Annotated in this window: 11 protein-coding genes; 5 read left to right on the top strand and 6 right to left on the bottom strand. The window is 74.5% G+C overall.

Annotated elements, in window-relative coordinates:
* Positions 1–3 precede the first annotated feature (3 nt).
* Positions 4–885, top strand: coding sequence for a GNAT family N-acetyltransferase (locus tag SLAV_RS06710; RefSeq protein ID WP_030224420.1), 882 nt, complete (start codon positions 4–6; stop codon positions 883–885).
* Here the strand turns inward: SLAV_RS06710 and SLAV_RS43360 are convergent.
* Entirely contained in the window at positions 848–2,335 is a 1,488-nt protein-coding gene (locus tag SLAV_RS43360) for an alpha/beta fold hydrolase (protein ID WP_078950060.1), read from the bottom strand. The two genes, SLAV_RS06710 and SLAV_RS43360, sit on opposite strands and share 38 nt — an antisense overlap.
* Before the next feature lie 192 nt (positions 2,336–2,527).
* Between SLAV_RS43360 and SLAV_RS43075 the strand changes: the two genes are divergently transcribed.
* From SLAV_RS43075 to SLAV_RS06690, 3 genes are read left to right on the top strand one after another with little or no spacing between them, the layout of a single operon-like run.
* Positions 2,528–4,543: an NADPH-dependent 2,4-dienoyl-CoA reductase gene (locus SLAV_RS43075; protein ID WP_030224414.1), complete on the top strand. Its 2,016-nt coding sequence runs from the start codon at positions 2,528–2,530 to the stop codon at positions 4,541–4,543.
* Between the two features lie 58 nt (positions 4,544–4,601).
* On the top strand, positions 4,602–5,015 hold the full coding sequence (locus SLAV_RS06695; protein WP_030224413.1) for a PaaI family thioesterase: 414 nt from the start codon (positions 4,602–4,604) through the stop codon (positions 5,013–5,015).
* Positions 5,012–6,325: an MFS transporter gene (locus tag SLAV_RS06690; RefSeq protein WP_199922102.1), complete on the top strand. Its 1,314-nt coding sequence runs from the start codon at positions 5,012–5,014 to the stop codon at positions 6,323–6,325. The genes SLAV_RS06695 and SLAV_RS06690 overlap by 4 nt, the downstream gene beginning before the upstream one ends.
* 35 nt (positions 6,326–6,360) lie before the next feature.
* Here the strand turns inward: SLAV_RS06690 and SLAV_RS06685 are convergent, their stop codons facing one another.
* Positions 6,361–7,950, bottom strand: coding sequence for an alpha/beta hydrolase (locus tag SLAV_RS06685; RefSeq protein ID WP_234333338.1), 1,590 nt, complete (start codon positions 7,948–7,950; stop codon positions 6,361–6,363).
* 226 nt (positions 7,951–8,176) lie between these two features.
* On the opposite strand from SLAV_RS06685, the gene SLAV_RS06680 reads away from it, so the two are divergent.
* Positions 8,177–9,091: a cobalamin-binding protein gene (locus tag SLAV_RS06680; protein ID WP_030224405.1), complete on the top strand. Its 915-nt coding sequence runs from the start codon at positions 8,177–8,179 to the stop codon at positions 9,089–9,091.
* A gap of 119 nt (positions 9,092–9,210) precedes the next feature.
* On the opposite strand, the gene SLAV_RS40925 is transcribed toward SLAV_RS06680, so the two are convergent.
* The 4 genes from SLAV_RS40925 to SLAV_RS41765 form a co-directional block, all read right to left on the bottom strand.
* Positions 9,211–9,756 (bottom strand): hypothetical protein, encoded by a 546-nt coding sequence (locus SLAV_RS40925; protein WP_051840091.1) that lies wholly within the window; start codon positions 9,754–9,756, stop codon positions 9,211–9,213.
* A gap of 91 nt (positions 9,757–9,847) precedes the next feature.
* The gene (locus SLAV_RS06670) at positions 9,848–10,879 is read right to left on the bottom strand and encodes an SCO0930 family lipoprotein (protein WP_030224401.1); all 1,032 of its coding nucleotides are present in this window, start codon (positions 10,877–10,879) and stop codon (positions 9,848–9,850) included.
* 156 nt (positions 10,880–11,035) lie between these two features.
* Complete coding sequence (locus SLAV_RS06665; protein ID WP_030224392.1) at positions 11,036–12,484, bottom strand: NADH-quinone oxidoreductase subunit NuoF family protein; 1,449 nt, start codon at positions 12,482–12,484, stop codon at positions 11,036–11,038.
* Positions 12,481–13,587 (bottom strand): hypothetical protein, encoded by a 1,107-nt coding sequence (locus SLAV_RS41765; protein ID WP_158740422.1) that lies wholly within the window; start codon positions 13,585–13,587, stop codon positions 12,481–12,483. Before SLAV_RS41765 ends, SLAV_RS06665 begins: the two co-directional genes overlap by 4 nt.
* Between the last annotated feature and the right edge of the window lie 286 nt (positions 13,588–13,873).

Here is a 13,873-nt window from a genome sequence, read left to right as displayed (position 1 = left end):
CGCATGAACGGGATAGAGATCGTCCCTGACCGGGACGTGTGGCGTGCCGATTTCGAGGCCCGGGTGCTGGCCGCCTACCGGGCCGCAGGATGCTCGGAGCCACTGGCCGGGGCCCTGCGGGAGCGGGCGGTGCGGGGGATCGAGGACTGGACCGTGGCCACGGACGGCACCGGCTGGATCGCGGTCGAGCTGGCCGGCGGCGACGGGGACGGGGACGGGGACGGCGGGGGAACGGGGGCCGCCTTCGGCCGGATCCACGACCTGACGGCGGTGCGGGGGCGGCCGTGGGCCGAGCGGTGGTGCGCCGAGCGCGGCGCGGAGCGGGTGGAGGTGCGCCTCACGGGCGGCCCGGGAGCCTTCGCTGACTACCCCCTGCGGGGGCGGAACATGATCCGCGCCGCGGCCGAGCGGCCGCAGCTGCCGGCGGGCCTGACGGTCCGCCGGCTCACCGAGGAGGAGTACCCGGGCTGGTTGGCCAAGGAGCAGGCCGCGTACGTCGCGGACATCGTCCGGTCCGGCGCGCTGAGCCCGGAACAGGCGAAGGCGAAGTCCGACGAGGACTTCGCCCGCTACCTCCCGCAGGGGTACCGGACCCCTGATCAGGCCTTCTACGCGATGGAGGCCGAGGGGCAGGTGATCGGCACCGGCTGGGTGAACCACGGTTTCCTGCCGGGCGTGACCTTCGGCTTCTCGCTGGAGGTCCACGAGGAGCACCGCGGCCGGGGTTACGGCCGGGCCGCGATGGCCGTCGGCGAGTGGGCCACCCGGCAGGGCGGCGACGAGGCGATGATGCTCAACGTCTTCGGCGGCAACGAGGTCGCGATGCGGCTGTACGACAGCGCCGGCTTCACGGTGCTGGAGGAGTTCCGCTCGATCGACCTGTAGCGCCCGCGCCGGTGCCCGCGGCGGTCCCCGTGGCGGCCTTCCAGACCTCCGGGTCCTGGCGGTGGTTGCGGTGTCCGGCGGCCAGTACGGTGCGCAGCGGCGCCGCGTGCGGGGTGCCGGCCGGGAGGTCCAGCCGGTCGAGGAGGACGAGGGCCTCGGCCGGGTCGAGGCCCCCGTAGACGTCGTGGTAGCCGAGCAGGAGGGCGCGGAAGACCGCGTGCCGCAGCCCGGGGACGCCGGCGGCGGCCCGGAGGGTGGGGGCCTTGGCACCCCACGGGACCGGGCCGGAGTTCTCCAGGACCCGGCGGGCCCGGCGCAGCAGCGGCTCCGGCGCCCCGGGCACCAGCCGCTCGCGGTCCGCGCCGAGGACCTCGGTGAAGGCCTCCGCCGAGGTCGTGTGGTCCTCGAACCAGGTGTACCAGAGGGAGGCGAGGAGGGCCTCGCACTCCGGGGCGGCCTCCAGCCGCCGCCGGTAGCCGCCCCACAGCGCCTCCGCGGGAAGCGGGCCGTCGGCGCCGGTGTGGGCCAGGTGGATCTGCCCGATCACCAGGATGTGGTCGCCGAGCACCTCCATCAGCCCCATGGCCACGCGTAGCCGGCCGGCGGCGTCGAGCGCCCCGTCGGTGAACGCCATGCAGCCGAGGCCCTCCGCGACGTCAACGCGGGTCAGCGTGGCGGCCGGGGGGTCGGCGTCGTACCAGGTCTCCTCGCCGGTCTGGGTGATCCCGTCCTCGGCCAGCCACCGCCGGGCCGTTTCGGCGTCCGGGAGCTCCCCGAGGAACTCCGTGACCACCGAGGCGAATGCACGCGGCGCCGCGGTGTGGACCAGGTGGCCCACCGGGAGGGTGCGCAGGCGGGCGTCGGGGATGCGGCGGACCAGTTCGCCGATGTGCTCCCGCGGCACGTGGCTCGTCGGGCCGCCCGCCACCACCAGGGTCGGGGCCGTGATCCGCCCCAGGCCCGCCAGCCAGGCGGGGTCCGGCCGGTCGAGCTGGGCCCGTACCGCGAGCACCATCTCCCAGTCGTAGGGCAGCTCCCCCTCGGGGCGGACCGGCGGGCGGGCCTCCCGGGGCAGCGGCGCGGGGGCGTCCTCCAGGACCAGCCGGACCACCCGCCAGGGCCGCGCCTGCGCGACGAGGTGGGCCACGACCCCGCCCATGGAGTGGCCGACGAGGTCCACCCGGTCCAGGCCGAGGGCGTCGAGGAGGCCGATGACGTCGTCCCGCATGAGTTCCAGGGAGTACGCGCCGGGCCGGTCGCTGTGGCCGTGCCCGCGCAGGTCCACGGCGTACACCCGGCGCTCCCGGTCGAGGGCCTCCCGTACGGGGGCCCAGTCGCCGGCGCGTTCGCCGAGTGCGGGCAGCAGGAGCAGCGGGTCGCCGTCGGGAGGGCCGGAGACCTCGTACGACAGGCGTATCCCGTTCACCGTCACCGAGTGCCGATCGATCATCCGGCAGACGCTACCCGTGCCGGGGCCGTCCGTGAACTGCGCCACAGGGGGTGGGGGTGCGGGCCCGGGGTTGCGGGCTCCCGGCGGAGGCGGCGGCCGCGCGGGCTCCTCCTCGGTTATGCACCTAGTTGCAAAACCCGTCCCTCCTCGCTAGAACAGGTTCATCACCCCCGCGCGAGGAGACGCCCACCCATGAGCCCGTACCCGCACCTGCTGAGCCCGCTCGACCTCGGGTTCACCACCCTGCCGAACCGCGTGATCATGGGCTCGATGCACACGGGCCTCGAAGAGCACGCGGGCGGCTTCGAGCGCCTGGCGGCCTTCTACGCCGAGCGCGCCCGCGGCGGCGCCGGTCTGATCGTCACCGGCGGCATCGCCCCCAACGACGCCGGCCGCCCCTTCGAGGGCGGCTCCCGCCTCACCACCGAGGAGGAGGCCGCCGAGCACCGGGTGATCACCGAGGCCGTGCACGCCGAGGGCGGGAAGATCGCGATGCAGATCCTCCACTTCGGCCGCTACGCCTACCACAAGGACCTGGTCGCCCCCAGCGCCATCCAGGCCCCCATCAGCCCCTTCGTACCGAACGAGCTGACGGACATCGAGGTCGAGCGCACCGTCGAGGACTTCGTCCGTGCCGCCCGCCTCGCCAAGCTGGCCGGCTACGACGGCGTCGAGATCATGGGCTCCGAGGGCTACCTGGTCAACGAGTTCATCGCCGCCGCCACCAACAAGCGCACCGACCGCTGGGGCGGCGCCTACGAGAACCGCGTGCGCTTCCCGCTGGAGATCGTCCGCCGCACCCGTGCCGCCGTCGGCGACGACTTCATCGTCATCTACCGCCTCTCGATGCTCGACCTGATCCCCGGCGGCTCCACCCTCGACGAGGTCGTCCACCTCGCCAAGGAGATCGAGGCAGCCGGAGCCACGATCATCAACACCGGCATCGGCTGGCACGAGGCCCGCATCCCCACCATCGCCACCTCCGTCCCGCGCGGCGCCTACACCTGGGTCACCAAGCGGCTGATGGGCGCGGTCTCCGTGCCCCTCGTCACCAGCAACCGCATCAACACCCCCGAGACCGCCGAGGAGATCCTCGCCGACGGCCGCGCCGACCTGGTCTCGCTGGCCCGCCCCTTCCTCGCCGACGCCGACTTCGTCGCCAAGGCCGCGGCCGGCAGCCCCGAGACCATCAACACCTGCATCGGCTGCAACCAGGCCTGCCTCGACCACACCTTCAGCGGCAAGATCACCAGCTGCCTGGTCAACCCGCGTGCCTGCCACGAGACCGAACTCGTGCTGTCCCCGACCCGGACGAAGAAGCGCGTCGCCGTCGTCGGCGCCGGCCCGGCCGGACTCGCCTGCGCCGTCTCCGCCGCCGGACGCGGCCACGCCGTCACCCTCTTCGAGGCCTCCGGCCACATCGGCGGCCAGCTCGACGTGGCCCGCCGCATCCCGGGCAAGGAGGAGTTCGAGGAGACCATCCGCTATTTCGGCACGCAGCTGACGGCGAGCGGAGTCGAGGTCCGCCTGAACACCCGCGCCGACGTCGGGACCCTGACCGGCTACGACGAGGTGGTCATCGCCACCGGCGTCACCCCCCGCACCCCCGCCATCGAGGGCGTCGAGCGCGACGGGGTCGTCAGCTACCTGGACGTCCTGCGCGACGGCGTCCCCGTCGGCGAACGCGTCGCCGTCGTCGGCGCCGGGGGCATCGGCTTCGACGTCGCCGAGTTCCTCACCGACAGCGGCGAGGGCGCCTCCCAGGACCCCGCCGTCTACTTCCGCCACTGGGGCGTCGACACCGCGTACGCCGGCCCCGGCGGACTCACCGCCCCCGAGCGGCCCGCGGCCCCGCGCCAAGTGACCCTCCTCCAGCGCAAGACCACCAAGGTCGGCGCCGGCCTCGGCACCACCACCGGCTGGATCCACCGCGCGGAGCTCAAGCACCGCGGGGTGGTCTCCGTCGCCGGCGCGACGTACGAGCGGATCGACGACGAGGGCCTGCACATCACCGTCGACGGCGAGCCCCACCTGGTCCCCGCCGACACCGTCGTCCTGTGCACCGGACAGGAGCCGCGCCGCGAACTCCACGAGGCACTGCGCGCCGCCGGGATCGAGGCGCACCTGATCGGCGGGGCCGACGTGGCCGCCGAACTCGACGCCAAGCGGGCCATCCGCCAGGGCACCGAGCTCGCCGCCCGCCTCTGATCCACCCCCGGGGGCAAAGGAGTTGTGGCGGTCCGGGCCCGGCCGCCACAATCTCCGGGTGACGCTGACACCGGCAGACGCAGACAAGATCCTCCACGACAACTTCGCCCCCTGGGTCCTCGCCCTCGGCCTCACCGTCGAGGAGACGGGCGAACGGCACGCCGTCCTGCGGCTGCCCTGGTCCGAGGCCCTGGCCCGGGACGGCGGCGGACTCAGCGGCCAGGCCCTGATGGCCGCCGCCGACACCGCCACCGTCATCGCGATCAGCGCCGCGCGCGGCGCGTACGGCCCGATGACCACCGTCCAGCAGTCGACGAGCTTCCAGCGGCCCGTCACCGGCTCCGACGTGCTGATCGACGTACGGATCACCAAACTCGGCAAGCGGATGGCCTTCGCCGACATCACCCTGACCCCCGACGGCGGCCACGAACCCGCCGCCAAGGCCTCCACCGTCTACGCCCTGCTCGGGTGAGCGGGGGCGACCACGGGCCGGATCCGGACCGGGGGCCGGTGAAGCTGAGCCGGAACAGGGACTTCACCGTCTTCTGGCTCGGCCAGGCCCTGTCCGTCCTCGGCGGCTCCGTCTCCCTGCTCGCGCTGCCCCTGCTGGTCTTCGACGCCACCGGGGACGTGGGCCAGCTCGGGCTGCTCACCGCCGTCTCCGGGGCCACCGGGATCCTCACCGGCACCTTCGCCGGATCCGTGGTCGACCGGACCGACCGGCGGCGCCTGATGATCGGCTGTGACCTGCTGAGGGCCGTCCTGCTGTGCGCCCTGCCCCTGCTCTGGGCGGTCTCCCCGCGGATCTGGGTGCTCTACGTCCTGACCGTGCCGGTGGCCGTCCTCAAGACCCTCTTCGACGTGGCCTACGTGACCGCCGTCCCGGACCTGGTCCCGCCGCGCGACCTGACCGCCGCCAACGGCCGCCTGATGAGCACCTTCGCCTTCGGCACCCTCCTCGGACCGGTGGCCGCAGGACTGATCACCACCGGCGCCGACGCAGGCTGGGCACTCGCCGTGGACGGGGCCACCTTCGCCGTCTCGGCCCTCACCCTGCGGTGGGTGCGCTTCGGCCGCCACGGCGACGGGGAACCGCGTCCGGCCGGCGGCGGCGGCTTCCGGGAGCGGTTCCTCGCCGGGTTCCGCTTCCTGTGGGCCCAGCCCGTGCTGCGCTCCCTGACCGTCCTGCTGACCCTGCTCACGTTCGTCACCATGGGCGCCACCGACCTGCTGATCTTCCGGGTCCTGCACGACCTCGACCGGTCCGCCGCCACCCTCGGCTACGTGATCGCCGTCAGCGGCCTCGGCGCCGTCGCCGCGGCCTTCGCGGCCGGGCGGCTGCGCCGCGCCCTGGGCTTCGGCACCTGCTGGCTGGGCTCCGTCGCCCTGATCGCCGTGGCCGTCACGGTCACCGGGGTCGCCCGGAGCGTGCCGGTGGTCGCCGGGGCGGCCGTGGTCTTCATGTTCGGGCTCACCCTCGGCGGGGTCTGCTCCATGACCCTGCGCCAGGAGATCACCCCCGAACCGCTGCTGGGCCGGGTCACCTCCGCGTTCTGGACGGTGCACAACGCCGCCGGGCCGGTCGGGGCGGCGGTGCTGACCCTGCTCGCCCGCCGGTACGGGGTCCCGGCGGTGAGCCTGGCCGCCGGGGCCCTGTGCCTGCTGATCCTCGGGGCCGGGCTGCTGACCCCGCTGCGCGGCAGCCGCCCCGGCCCCGAGGGCACGGCCCCCGGGGCCGTCGGCGCGCGCCAGGGACGCGGGTCCGGGATCGCCGGCCCGTAGGGCGGGCGGGCGGCTCCGCGCCGGGCGCGGCCCGGTCAGAAGCGCTGCGGCACCGCCGGGAAGGGCAGCGGCAGCGGACGCTGCGGCTGAGGCGCCGCCCCGCGCCCGGCCGGGGCCGGAGCGGTCCGGCAGGTCACGTCCCCGGCCGGCAGCTGGCCCGAGGCCAGGTACGCGTTCACCGGTGCGTTCGCACAGGACGCCGGATCGGCCAGGTACACGCCGTGCCCCTCGCCGCCCAGCGCCAGCACCATCCGCGACCCCTTCAGCGAGCGGTGCAGGCCCTGCCCGCTGACCAGCGGGGTCTGCGGGTCCCACTCGTTCTGCACGGTCAGGACGTTCGCCCGGGTCCGCATCGGCGTCACGGCCTCCAGCGGACGCTGCCAGAACGCGCACGGCTTGATGGTGGAGGCCATGTCCCCGTACAGCGGGTACCGCTGCTTGTCCTTCACCGCGTCCCGGCGGTACTGCTCGGGATCGCGCGGCCAGGCGCCGGTGTCCCCGCACACCACCGACCAGAAGACGGCGGTGCCCGTGTCCGGGGAGGGTTCGGCCGGACGCAGGGCCTTCATCAGCTCCGCCGAGGCCGGGCCGGGCGGCCGCGGCCCGCCCTCGGCCGCCGCCTTGAGCGCGCTCACCAGGGGAGCCGCCGTCGCCGGGGTGAAGAACAGGCCCCGCGCCGACCGGATCTGGTCCCCCGTCAGCTTCTGCCCCTCCAGCTCGATCGGATCGCGGTCGGCGCGCGCCACCAGGTCCCAGAAGGTCTTGGACACCGCGTCCGCGGTCGTCCCCAGGTGGTACTCGCCGTCGCGTTCCGCCGTCCACTGCGCCCAGCGCCGGAACGCCGGCTCCGACTCGCTGGCCCACACCTGGATCATGCCGCGCCACACGCGCTCGGGGTCGACCCCGCTGTCGAGGACGAAGCGGTCGGTCCGCTGCGGGAACATCTGGGAGTACACCGCGCCCAGGTAGGTCCCGTACGAGTAGCCGACGTAGGAGACCGTGCGCTCGCCCAGCGCCGCGCGGATGGCGTCCATGTCGCGGGCGGTGTTGCGGGTGGTGATGTACGGGAGGACGTCGCCGGCCTTCTCCCGGCACTTGTCGGCCACCGTCCGCGCCCAGGCCACGTCGGCGGCGTAGGTCTCCGGCCGGTAGGCACGGTCGATGCTCTGTTCGGAGTCGGTGAGTCCGCAGGTGATCGGCGAGCTCCTGCCGGCCCCGCGCGGATCGAAGCCGATCAGGTCGTACCGCTCCCTGACCTCCTTCGGCATCGACTCCTCCATCATCAGCGGCAGGTCGAGGCCCGCCCCGCCGGGACCGCCGGGGTTCATCAGCAGCACCCCGTGCCGTTTGGCGGGATTCTGGCTCTTGATGCGGGATATCGCGAGATCGATCCGCCGGCCCTCGGGCCGCCGGTAGTCGAGCGGGACCTCGATGGTCGCGCACTCGTACGTGGCGGGCTGTCCGGCGTCGCACCGCTGCCAGGAGGGCTTCCGGGGGCGGTAGTCGTCGGCCGGGGCGGCGGCCGCCGGGTTCGCGGACAGGAGGGGCAGGGCGGTCGCGAGGAGGCCGGCGGCGGCGAGCAGGGGCACGGAGCGCGGAACGCGCGGACGGGGGCTGAGGCGCACGAAGAGCCGTTCCTTTCGGAGGGAGGGGCGGTTCCCCGTTCACGATGGAGTACGCGGCGTCCGGGCGAATCATCCCTCAGGGCGGCCCTCGTGCTCCTCACGAATGAGCGTAATTCCGGACAACTGGCCGACGCGCCACGCCCCTTGACGTCCCGTTCGAAATCCTCGCCCCCGGGCCCCGCCCCCTCGGCCGTGGCTTCGGCCGGGGCCGGGCTACAGTCGCGCCATGCGCATCGTCTCCCTGCTGCCCGCCGCCACCGACATGCTCGCGGAGCTCGGCCTCACCGCCGACCTGGTCGGCCGCACCCACGAGTGCGACTGGCCGCCGCGCGAGGTGGAGGGCGTACCCGTGGTCACCCGCGCGCAGTTCACGGCCGAGGAGCTCAGCAGCCGGGAGATCTCCGACGCGGTCGGCGGGGCCGCCCACTCGGGCTCCTCCCTCTACACCCTCGACACCGGGGCGCTGGCCGCACTCGCCCCCGACGTCGTGCTCACCCAGGACCTCTGCGACGTCTGCGCCGTCTCCTACGCCGCGGTCTCCCGCGCGGTACGCCTCCTCGACGCGGACTCCCGCGTGCTGAGCCTGGAACCGCGCACCCTCGACGACGTACTGGAATGCCTGGTCACCGTCGGCGACCTGCTCGGCGTGCGCGCGCGGGCGGAGCGGCGCCGGGACGCGCTGCGCGCCCGGCTCGACGAGGTCGGGCGGCTGACGGCTGGCCTGCCCCGTCCGCGCGTGGTCACCGTGGAGTGGCTCGACCCGCTCTGGCCGGCCGGACACTGGGTCCCGGACCAGATCGCCGCCGCGGGCGGGGAACCCCTGCTGGCCGCTTCCGGCGAACACACCGTGCCGATGACCTGGGACGCGGTCCGGGCGGCCCGCCCCGACGTGCTGCTGGTCCTGCCGTGTGGCTTCGCCCCTGAACGCACCCTGAGCGAGAGCCACTTGCTCACGGACCTGCCCGGCTGGGCGGAGCTGCCGGCCGTCCGCGCCGGCAACGTCTGGGTGCTCGACGGGCCCGCGTACTTCAACCGGCCCGGCCCGCGCGTGGTACGGGGCGCGGAGGTGCTGGCGCACGTGCTGCACGGGGTACGGGCGGGCGAGCCGGTCACCGGGGCCGAGGCCCGGCGGCTGGGCTGAACGGGATGGGCCGAGCGGCTGGGCCGAGCGGCTGGGCCCAGCGGGTGGGCACCAGCGGTTGGGCCCAGCGGTCGGGCCCGACTCCGCCGCACCGGGGTCGGCCCCGGTGCGGCGGGCCGTCAGTGGCCGTGGGCGGAGGGGGAGTGCTCCGCCCCTGAGGGGCCGGCCGCTGAGGGATCGGAGGCCGAGGGGTCGGCTGCCGAGGGGGAGTGACCCTCGTGGGAGGTGCCGGTCTGGATGGTGCCGCCCAGCCGGTCGTGGAGGGCGGTCAGGGCCTGTGCCGACGGGCCGGTGACCACCCAGCGGTCGCCGACCAGGTAGACGCCGCCGTACGTCCGGGTCTCCGCCAGCCAGGACCGCAGGCCCTGATCGGCGGTGAAGGTGGTCACGCGGTAGGCGCCCTGCGCCGTCTCGCAGGCCCCCTGGCGCAGTTCGTCCGCCTCGACGCTCATCTCGGCGGTGCAGCCCAGCGCGCCGGCGATCTCCTCCACGGAGGTGCCGGGGGCGGCCGGGGAGGCGGGGGCCGCCTTGGCGGCGGGGACGGAGCCCGCCGCGTCGGCCCCGTGCTGCGGCCGGCTCTCGCCACAGCCGCCGCACAGCAGCGAGGCGCACATCACGGCAACGGCCGTCAGGAGGCGGCCCGTCGGTCGGTCGGTGGACGGCATGGGACAACCTCGCTGACGGATCGGGAAGGGGGTCGTGGTGCCCGACGGGGAGGGGGGCCGGGCACCACGGGATCGGGGAGCGGGGACCGCTCTAGCCGGCGGCCTTCGCCTTCTTGCCCTTGTCGGTCACGGCGAACCAGAGGCCCTGCTTGTTCTGCCCGTTGATGTCACCGGGCTCCTTGTCGCCGGTGAATGTGTAGACCGGCCAGCAGTCGATCGTCAATTGTTCCGATCCGTCGGGCCTTTTCACCGATCCGACCAATTCGGCGGCAATTCCGTTCACCTTCGTCTTGTCGATCGCGGGGGCCGGTTTCCAGGTGTCGAGGCAGGCGTCGAGGCAGCCGAACTTCATGGGCCAGGCACTGTCCTTGTCGAACCGGTAGAGGGTGCGCCCCTGTGCGTCGGAGAGGATCGGACCGAGCTGCGCGTTCTGCCGCACCGACAGCGAGACCTGCGGCTGCGCCGCCGCCCCGGAACCCATGTCCATGCCGCTGCCCGTGCCCATGTTCATGCCCGCGCCGCCCGCGCCCTTGGAGGCGGTGGACGGCTTCCCGTCGGGGCCCAGCGCGTGCCACGTGCCGCCGACGCCCTCGCCGAGGGTGTCGCCCGCCTTGGTGTCCTTCGCGTAGCGGTACACCGGCCAGCCGCCCAGCGTCAGCTGCTTGGTGCCGTCGGCGCGGGTCACGGAACCGAGCAGGCCCGCCTGGATCCCGGCCCCCGCCGAGGTGTCGTCCGCCGACACCGCCGGCCAGGCCTTGGCGCAGTCCCCCTCGCAGTTCGACTTGGGGGGCTTGGCCGTGTCCTTGTCGAACCGGTAGAGGGTGAACCCCTCGGCGTCCGTGACCACCGAGCCCAGGTCCGCGGCCTCCCGTACCTTCAGTTCCCCGGCCGCCCCGCCCTTGCCGGCCGCCGCGGCCCCGCCGGCCGGCGCGGCCCCCGTATCGCTGCCGTACCCCGGCAGCGACCCGGAGCCCGAGCCCGATCCGTAGGCGTCCAGCGCCTTGCTGTCGCCCACCGGCTGCACGGAACCCCCCTTCGCGGAGGACTTGTTGTCCGAGAGCCCGCACCCGGCCGTCAGCAGCAGTACCGCGACCGCCGAACCGGCGAGTATTTCACGGCGCATTCTCTTCACGGTCTCTCCTTCGGTTTGGAACCCGCGTTCTGTTCGCAATGCCTGAGTAATTGATACGGGGCCCGGAGTCCCTGAAACGAATATCCCCTGGAATTTGTCAGATCGCGCCAAGATTGAACTCGGGGGCGGGGAAGGGCCGTGCGCGGCTCATTCCTGGATGCGCAGCGCGAGCGCCGGGCAGCGCCGGACGGCGCGCAGGGCCTTGGGCCGCAGCCGTTCCGGCACCGGCATGGAGGCCTGCGCCGGGTAGCCGTCCGCGTCGAGCCGTACGACGTCCGGCAGGACGTCCACGCACAGCCCGTGCCCCTTGCACAGCGTCCAGTCCACCACCAGCCGCTCGGGGCTCTCGTCGTCGGGCAGCGGCAGCGCCCCCAGGACCCGCCGGCCACAGCCGCTGCCGAGCGCGTGGTCGCGGAACTCGTCGGGGAAGGAGGCGAGGGCCGAGGCCACGAAGTGCGAGGTGCCGTCGGGGTGGCTGCACGCCCCGCGTCTGCGCACCCCGAGCATCCGTGCCTCCACCGCTTCGAGGGCGCTGCGCCCCCCGCCCGCGACGGCCGCCTCCAGTACGTCGGCCAGCGCGGGCAGGCCCCGTACGCAGGGCCCGCACTGGCCCGCCGATTCGTTCGCCATCCAGCGCGTCACCCGGGCCACCTCGCCCGCCGGGCAGGTGTCCTCGGGCAGCGGCAGCACCGCGCCCGCCCCCAGTACCGCTCCGAAGGCGGCGAGGGACTGCCGGGACACCTCCGCCCCGAGGGCCGATCCGGGATCCAGCCAGCGGCCGTGGTAGCCGCCGACGAGCACGCCCTGCCCGGGGCGCATCCCGCACAGCTCCAGGACGTACGCCAGCGAGGTGCCGGTCGGGGCCTCGATGACCGTGGAGCCGGCGACGGTCAGCAGGACGGTGCCCGGCTCGGACGGCAGCCCGGCCGACCGGTAGCCGGCGGCGCCGAGCCGCGCGGCGACGGCGAGCTGGGCGTAGGTCTCGGTGTTCGACAGCAGGGTGGGCACCCCGCCGAGGCCGCGCTCGCTGGTGCGCACCCGCTGTCCGGACGGCAGCGTGGCGCCGCCGTTGAGGCCGTTGATCATCGCGGTGCCCTCACCGGTCACGAACCGTTCGGGCAGCAGCGCCACGCGGACCTGGCGCCCGCCCCGGCCCCGTTCGGCGACGGCGTCGCGCACCGAACGCTCCACGTCGGGGCGGGTCACGGCGATCACCACGTCCTCGGCGCCGACCGCGGAGGCGGCCAGCAGGGCCCCGTCGAGCACCAGATGCGGGGCGTGCAGCAGCAGGGCCTTGTCCTTCAGACAACTGGGCTCGCCCTCGCTGCCGTTGACGACGACGGCGGTCAACCCGTCGCGTCCCCGGGCGGACTGGTTGACCGCGCGCAGTTTGCGGGCGAAGGGGAAGCCCGCCCCGCCGCGGCCCCGCAGGTCGATGTCGGCGGCGAGGTCGACGAGTTCGTCCGGGCGGTAGCGGGGCAGTGGTCCGTGCGCGGCCTCGTGGGCGTCGCGGTCCAGCCGGGGGAACCGGTCGAGTCCGGTCAGCAGCCGGGGGGTGCCCACGCAGCCGAGGCCGGGGCGCGGCGCTTCGCTCACCGCCGTCCCTCCCGCCCGGCGAGCGGGCCGAAGCCCGTGGCGGCGCCGACGTCCGCGGCCGGGCCGGGCGCGTAGGCCGCCGCGTACGGCGGGTGTTGGGGCTGCGGCGGCACGGCCTGCATGGGCTGGGTCACCTGCAGGGCCTGCGTGTCCTGCATGTCCTGCGTGTTCTGGGCGAACTGTGCGACGGGGGCGGCGGGCGCGGTCGCCGCGGCCGGGCGGGCGGAGCCTTCGGGAGCGCCCACCGGTCCGCCCCGGCGTCCGCCGAGCGGCCCCGCGAGGGACGCGCTCCGTACGGAGGAGCCCCGGGGGCGCGGGATACGGGCGCCGCGCGCGGCCGTGGCGGACTGCGGGGCGCTCACCGCCGCGGACGCCTCGCGCCTGCGGGTGCGCAGCCGGACGGCGAGCAGCCCCATGACGCCGGCCACGCCGAGCACGTAGGCCGCCGTCACCCAGAGGTCGGCGGCGCGGCCCGCCTTGAGCCCGTGCACGAGGGAGGCTCCCCACGCCGGGTACGCCCCGATGTGCAGGGCCCGCCACCACATGGAGCGGCGATTGGTGGCGAACACACTACGCAGGGCGCCGGAGACGGCGACGCTCACGAAGAGATATCCGGCCAGGGTGCCGAGGCCGATGACGACGGGCCGGTTCGCGTCGGTGAACGGCACCAGCGCGGCCGTCGCGGCCGTGTGCCCCTCGGCGACCTTGACCCATATGTGCAGGGCGAGGAAGCCCAGTCCCGCGACGGCCAGGCCGCGGTGCACACCCTGCGCGAGCAGCCGGTGTCCCGATTCCAGGAGCACCCGGTCGGTGGCCACCAGCCCCCACAGGACGGTGGAGGTGAGGGAGACGAGCGAGAGCACGCCCGACCCGAAGTCGAGGAAGTCCCACAGATGGGTCAGCGCGCCCGCGCGCGCGGCCACGAGCAGGGAGACGAGAGCGGCGAGGGAGGCGCAGACCACGCTGGTGCGCAGCCGCCCCGCGACGGGCAGAAGCGGAGGCCGCCGGACGGCCCGTTTTCCCGCGGCCGGGGCCACCGCCGCGCGGCGGCTCCCGCGTCGGGCTCTGTGGGAGCGGGGCATGTGAGGCTGGGGCAGGGGCATCCAGTTCTCCTGTGCGCCTGGGCTCCGAGCACTCCACCTCGCGCTCGGCGCCCGGTGGTTGTGGTCGATGGTGGCCGGCAGCGCTGTGGAATTCCCACGTCGGCCGAAGGGCTCGGGGCCGGAGTGCAGAAGCATCGTGGAGCTGCGCAGCATCTCCACAGGATTTATCGAAACGTGATAATTTCTCGCACCCCGTCTCCGGTGCGCCGAACGAGCCCGGAGGATTCCCCTCCAGTGGAGGTTGTGACAGGCCACCGCACCCGTCGCCGTCTACGCGTCCCCGACG

The sequence above is a fragment of the Streptomyces lavendulae subsp. lavendulae genome (assembly GCF_002803845.1).
GTDB classification, from domain to species: domain Bacteria; phylum Actinomycetota; class Actinomycetes; order Streptomycetales; family Streptomycetaceae; genus Streptomyces; species Streptomyces lavendulae.
This window is presented reverse-complemented; position numbering and strand designations above follow the sequence as displayed.

Excerpts from the sequence above, each read along its gene's own strand:
- SLAV_RS06710 (WP_030224420.1), top strand. The coding sequence starts at position 4 with ATGAACGGGATAGAGATCGTCCCTGACCGGGACGTGTGGCGTGCCGAT.
- SLAV_RS43360 (WP_078950060.1), bottom strand. The coding sequence starts at position 2,335 with ATGATCGATCGGCACTCGGTGACGGTGAACGGGATACGCCTGTCGTAC.
- SLAV_RS43075 (WP_030224414.1), top strand. The coding sequence starts at position 2,528 with ATGAGCCCGTACCCGCACCTGCTGAGCCCGCTCGACCTCGGGTTCACC.
- SLAV_RS06680 (WP_030224405.1), top strand. The coding sequence starts at position 8,177 with ATGCGCATCGTCTCCCTGCTGCCCGCCGCCACCGACATGCTCGCGGAG.
- SLAV_RS40925 (WP_051840091.1), bottom strand. The coding sequence starts at position 9,756 with ATGCCGTCCACCGACCGACCGACGGGCCGCCTCCTGACGGCCGTTGCC.
- SLAV_RS06670 (WP_030224401.1), bottom strand. The coding sequence starts at position 10,879 with ATGCGCCGTGAAATACTCGCCGGTTCGGCGGTCGCGGTACTGCTGCTG.
- SLAV_RS41765 (WP_158740422.1), bottom strand. The coding sequence starts at position 13,587 with ATGCCCCTGCCCCAGCCTCACATGCCCCGCTCCCACAGAGCCCGACGC.